Below are 5,277 nucleotides of genomic sequence, written 5' to 3' on the forward strand. Positions count from 1 at the left end.
TCTATAGGAAGAGTTCTTTCTTCTTAAAAGAAACTCTAAGAAGACCTATTTTATTTTACGCGTAACGGTTCCACCTTTTGTGTATTCATGGGTTTCTGGGGTAAAGATAAACTCATTAGACCCCATATAACCTTCATCAGGGTACTCTTTGGGCTCACAAATAGGTCTTACAATATGAGTAATTTGATCTTCCGATAGTGATGTTTTTCCAATTGGTCTTCTGGCACTAAGCATTATATTGGATTTATCTCCATGAAAGAATGGCCCTCGTGAGCCACAATTACCTGATTCATATAAATCAGGTAATCCCATATAATGGAGGAGCTCGTGAGTGGTAAGCCCGCAAAGCTCGTCAGCGGGGATCTTTCTTCCAACGATTGTTTTAGTATGCCACCTGTGCTGATGGATATCTCCTGGTCTACTGGAAAGAGTTATCGCAAATCTGTTCCGTTGTTCACTTGGTTTTTTTTTCATCTCCTTCTCTAAAAACTCTCTTCTATTTAGAAATTCAGGTTCAAAATAAATTCCATATTCAGAAAATTTATTTTGAACACATTTCAAGGTTTTCAAAAACTCTGGTAGGGCGTCTTCACTTTTCCAGTCCAAAGAATAAGTGCCTCTTAGTTTTAAGATCATAAGACCCTCTTTAGCTTCTAGTTCGTAATCAGCACTCCCCTCTCGTTCATAACTCTCACCACAAGAAAGAGTATAGATATAGCGTTGTTTTTTTTGAGGGTTTTTGCCAGCGTATTTTGTTAGGCATTTTTTTAAATAGCTATTTTTTTCAGAGTTTCTCTTGGCCGTTTCTTTGAGTGATTCTATTTTAGTAAGAATTTTATCTACTTCAGATTCTTGTTTTGTCGCTTGAATGACAACATCTTCGTTAACTCCACTTAACTTTGGGGCGCAACTGCCATCACAGTCATCATTATTGGTAGCGGCAAACAGACTAATCGTTAAAAAGTGCAATAAGGTGAATTTTAAAATGAATTGCATTAAAACTCCAATATTTCTCAATTTTAACATAAATAAGAATAATCAAAACAGGTGCCTATATTTATCGCATAATTATTTCATTTAATAATAGTGAATACACCCTTAAGGTGCTGAAAATAGGTTATCTGGTCTTTCCCTCTACAGGAAACAGTTCATTATTTTATCAAAAATTTGCGTAAAACTCGGTACTTTAGTGCGGAGATATAAGCAAATGCCCACTGGCGAGGTTAATGAGGTCTGTCTTGCTGCTCTATATATTGCTTGATGACTTCCAGTGGCGCCCCTCCACAACTTCCTGCAAAATAACTAGGTGACCAAAGAGCATTTCCCCATAGTTTTTTTCTAATTTCAGGATAATTTGATTCTCGAATATATCTTGATGAAACCCCCTTTAAAGATCCCACAAGTTTTGAAAGCGTCACTTTTGGCGGGTAATTTACCAGAAGATGAACGTGATCGCCTTCTCCTTCAAATTCAACCAACTCCGCTTCAAAATCAGAGCATACGGAATTAAAAACTTCTTTGAGGTGATCTAATACTCGCGATGTAAAGCAAACTCGCCTATATTTTGTTACAAAGACTAAGTGTGCATGAAGCAGAAAGGTGCAGTGTCTGCCATGTCTGATCTTTGGATTTGTACGTTCTTTGATTGATTTATTTGAATTTAAATTACTCATAGACTAATAATTAATTTCTCTTGGCCAATAGGTCAAGAAGTGATATTCTAAGTCTGTATGGAAAAGATTAATCTGGCCTATAAATTCAAGTTAAATCCTAGTGAGAGTCAAATTGAGATATTTTCCTCATGGGCCGGAACCTGTCGGTTTCTCTATAACCTTTGCCTTGAGCATAGAATTCTTTCATGGACTCAATATAGAAGCTCAATTAACTACTATGATCAGGCAAATGAGTTAAAGGACCTAAAATCGTGTGAGGGATTTGAGTGGATCAAAGATTCTCCGGCACAAATTCTTCAACAGTCTTTAAAAGATTTAGATAAGGCCTTTAAGTCATTTTGGAGATCCGGTTTTGGATTTCCAAAATACAAGAAAAAGGGAATTGGTGATAGTTTTCGTTTTCCAGACGCTAAACAATTCTCTGTGAGAAAAGTAACTCGAAAGAAAGCTTTTGTTAAGCTTCCTAAAATCGGAGAAGTCGCATTTAGATTAAGTCGAAAAATTGAAGGCAAAATCAAAAATGCGACTATTAAAAAAGAGGTTGATGGCTGGTATATTGCTTTTTGCAGTGAAAAACACCTTGAAATACCATATAACAATCTTCCTACAGTTGGTATCGACCGGGGAATTTCAGAGACGTTGGTTTTAAGTTCAAGAGATGACTGTTTGAGAAATTTAAAATTTACCCTTCCAAAAAATTGTCACATACTTAGAGAGAGAATCAAAGTTTTGCAAAAAAGGTTGAGACTTAAAAAGAAATTCTCCCAAAGTTGGAAGAAAGTGAATAATAAAATTAGAAAACTACATTCAAAAATAGCTAGCATAAGACATGATTTTCTACATAAGGCATCAAGCTATATAGCTAAGAATCACAGCTATGTTACTCTTGAGGACTTAAAGATTAAAAACATGTCAAAGTCAGCAAAGGGAACTCTCGAAACTCCAGGAAAAAATGTTGCGGCAAAGTCAGGGCTGAACCGTGAAATTCTTTTTCAGGGTTGGGGAATTTTTGCTCTCCAACTAAGCTATAAATGTGAATGGAATGGTGGTCATCTAGAGTTAGTGAATCCCAAGTTCACAAGTACGAGATGCAGTGAATGTCTGTACAACAATAAGATGAACCGCAAGAACAAACATTTTGAGTGTTTGAATTGTGGGCACAAAGAAGATGCAGATTTAAATGCAGCAAAAAATATTAACAGGGTGGGGCGCACCCAAAGAGACTGTGGAGGAGTTGGCATTGGCCAGACCGTTGAAGCAGTAACCCCTACGGTGCATTAGCACTTTAGGAATCCCCTTATCTTTAGTGAGGGGAGGACGTCAAAATACTTAACATGCCAATTAAAATGTTATTAATCATATGCCTCTTCTGTCAATCTTCAATGATTTACTCACAGGAAGAGGTTTTTAGTCCCCTAGACTCATATGAGCGTTTTTTTGATCTCTATCCTCGTTTCAAAAAGGGACATGCAAAAGAATTTATAAAAAGGGTAGATGAAGAGATCTTAAAACAAGGAGTACGTCTTAACTCCAAAGATCAAAGAAAAATGGACGTAAAAAAATCGAGAGCAAATCTTCTTTTAAAGTTAGATAAAATTTTAAGTGAGTGTATGAGTGATCATTCAGAAAGTCCTTTTTCTCAGTTGAGAATTCGAGAAAGGATTTTAGATGGCGCTTCAAGTGCAGAAGTTTCAGGAAAATGTTCTAGAAAATTTTTGAAAGAGCTTGAAGGGTTTATAGAGCAGTCTGGAAGTATTATAGAAGCTGTGAATGAAGAAAATAAGGATTATAAGGGAAGAAAAAGATTGGCTTACCAGGCACTAAAAGAAGCCGATCTAATGTCCTCAGTGGCAGTTTTTAAATTAGACTACAAATACCTTGGAGCGAGTGAAAGGTATTGCAACGATAAAAATTTAAAGAAAATTCTTAAGAGTGACTCCGCTTTTAAGGATGTTTGTATCAATGGAGCCCGCAGGCAGTACTCAGAGGAAGATTATAATGGCTTTGTGTATCTTCTAAATGAAGGGATAATAAACTTAAGAGCTGATAAAAAAATAGTAGAAAATAGGAAAGTGGATATATCAAGACCTCGCCCAGGCTATATAGGAAGTCCAGTTAACGCGAGGGCGGTTTCGGGCCAGCATAATCAAGACACAGTTCGTAGAGAGCTTAAAGAGGTTTTAAAGTCTGATTTTAAAGCTTATAGTGAGAGGTTTAGCGATCTTTTTCTTAGTCCTTTGTCAGACCTTTTATTGACAGAACATATGCAGACTAAGATAGGAAAGCGACCAAAAGTTGAAGAAGCAAAGATTGTAAGCGGATTTTCAAAACCTGGGTATATTCAATACTCTTTGAAGTTTGATGATATTTCAGAAATTGATATTTCTGATGTTGAATCAGCAGCGCAAGAGGCAAGAGTCGCAATTTTAGAACGGCAAAATGAAATTCAACAGATGATGAAAGACCTTAAAAGCGTGAAGCTCCCAAGAAAGTATGGACATCAGCACAGAAAGGCTGCGATTGATAAACCACTGCAAAAAATGTTTTTAGAAGACCCTTATTCACTAGGCAGAGCGTTAATGAAAAATCCTCAGATGGTTTTTGAAGTTTGCAAACTTCAAAATGAAATAGAAAAATCAAAGGACTATGAAGAAAAACTTGGAGCTGCTAAAAAAGCGGCACTTGTTGGGTCTCTTGTCGTCCTGTTTGTCGTTCCTCTTTTTTGGGAGTCAGTTCCTTTTACAACCGCCGCGTTAATGTCGGGAGCTGCAACAGGTATAACCTCTTACAAAACTTACGACTATGCTGTCATAAAAATGGAGAAACAGAGGCGACTTCAAAAAGACCAGAATGCATTAGTGCAGTACGACAAAGACTATCAAAAATTATTAGCATTATCAGTTAAGGAGTTTCATAAAAAGCTAGAGGTCAAAGCTGGAAAGTCAGCGTTTCTTGCGTCGATTGGCCTATTCCCAGCGGCAATAGAAGTTAAAAGTATGTACAACATGATAAAAACTCTTTCTTTTAGGCAGGCAACAAAGCTTTCTGGATCAAGTGAAGAAGCGACATATGTCCTAAATCGTTACAAAGTGTTGTTAGATGATCCAGTTAAGAGAAAAGCTTATCAAGAAGAATTTGATAAGCTTGATCACCACCTTAAGCATAAACAACATCATAAACAGGAAGAAGGTGAGGAACTGGTGGCGAAACAAACTGACTCCATTCACCTTATTGAACAATTGTCTGGCATTTATCGATCAGTTTACCCAGGGCTAAAAGTCAAAAGCCTTTTTGCGGCCGATGAGTACGGCTTAGAGGATGCACTTGTTTACAAGTAGGGGTCCTACCCACTTTTGGCAAAAATGAGTAAATAGCAATAATATCAAACACATAAGATTCTTCATGAGTTGCAAATAGCTGAAATTACACGCCTAGATAGGCCCTCCAGGTGCCTTTTAATGACAATGAATATGATACATATTCTGGTACACATTGCCAGTAGCGCCTCTGCGAGCGGGTTTTAACCATCTCCAAGTGAACTCATTCTAGGCCTTCTTAAGTAAAAATGCGGAGGACTCACGAAATAAGCTCTGGTCAGTCTCAT

General features: G+C 37.1%; 4 protein-coding genes. 2 read left to right on the forward strand and 2 right to left on the reverse strand.

Going from position 1 to position 5,277, the window contains the following annotated elements; all coding sequences use genetic code 11:
* Positions 1 to 45: 45 nt before the first annotated feature.
* Positions 46 to 996, reverse strand: coding sequence for a hypothetical protein (locus H6622_18360; protein MCB9063491.1), 951 nt, complete (start codon positions 994 to 996; stop codon positions 46 to 48).
* A 227-nt stretch (positions 997 to 1,223) separates the two neighbouring features.
* On the reverse strand, positions 1,224 to 1,622 hold the full coding sequence (gene tnpA, locus H6622_18365) for an IS200/IS605 family transposase (GenBank protein MCB9063492.1): 399 nt from the start codon (positions 1,620 to 1,622) through the stop codon (positions 1,224 to 1,226).
* Between the two features lie 108 nt (positions 1,623 to 1,730).
* Here tnpA and H6622_18370 point away from each other — a divergent pair, with 108 nt between their 5' ends.
* Positions 1,731 to 2,954, forward strand: coding sequence for a transposase (locus H6622_18370; protein MCB9063493.1), 1,224 nt, complete (start codon positions 1,731 to 1,733; stop codon positions 2,952 to 2,954).
* A gap of 101 nt (positions 2,955 to 3,055) precedes the next feature.
* Entirely contained in the window at positions 3,056 to 5,011 is a 1,956-nt protein-coding gene (locus tag H6622_18375) for a hypothetical protein (GenBank protein MCB9063494.1), read from the forward strand.
* Positions 5,012 to 5,277: the final 266 nt, after the last annotated feature.

The organism is Halobacteriovoraceae bacterium (assembly GCA_020635115.1).
Classification (GTDB): Bacteria; Bdellovibrionota; Bacteriovoracia; order Bacteriovoracales; family Bacteriovoracaceae; genus JACKAK01.

Coding starts and splice junctions, on each gene's coding strand:
- H6622_18360 (MCB9063491.1), bottom strand. CDS start 996: ATGCAATTCATTTTAAAATTCACCTTATTGCACTTTTTAACGATTAGT.
- H6622_18370 (MCB9063493.1), top strand. CDS start 1,731: ATGGAAAAGATTAATCTGGCCTATAAATTCAAGTTAAATCCTAGTGAG.
- H6622_18375 (MCB9063494.1), top strand. CDS start 3,056: ATGATTTACTCACAGGAAGAGGTTTTTAGTCCCCTAGACTCATATGAG.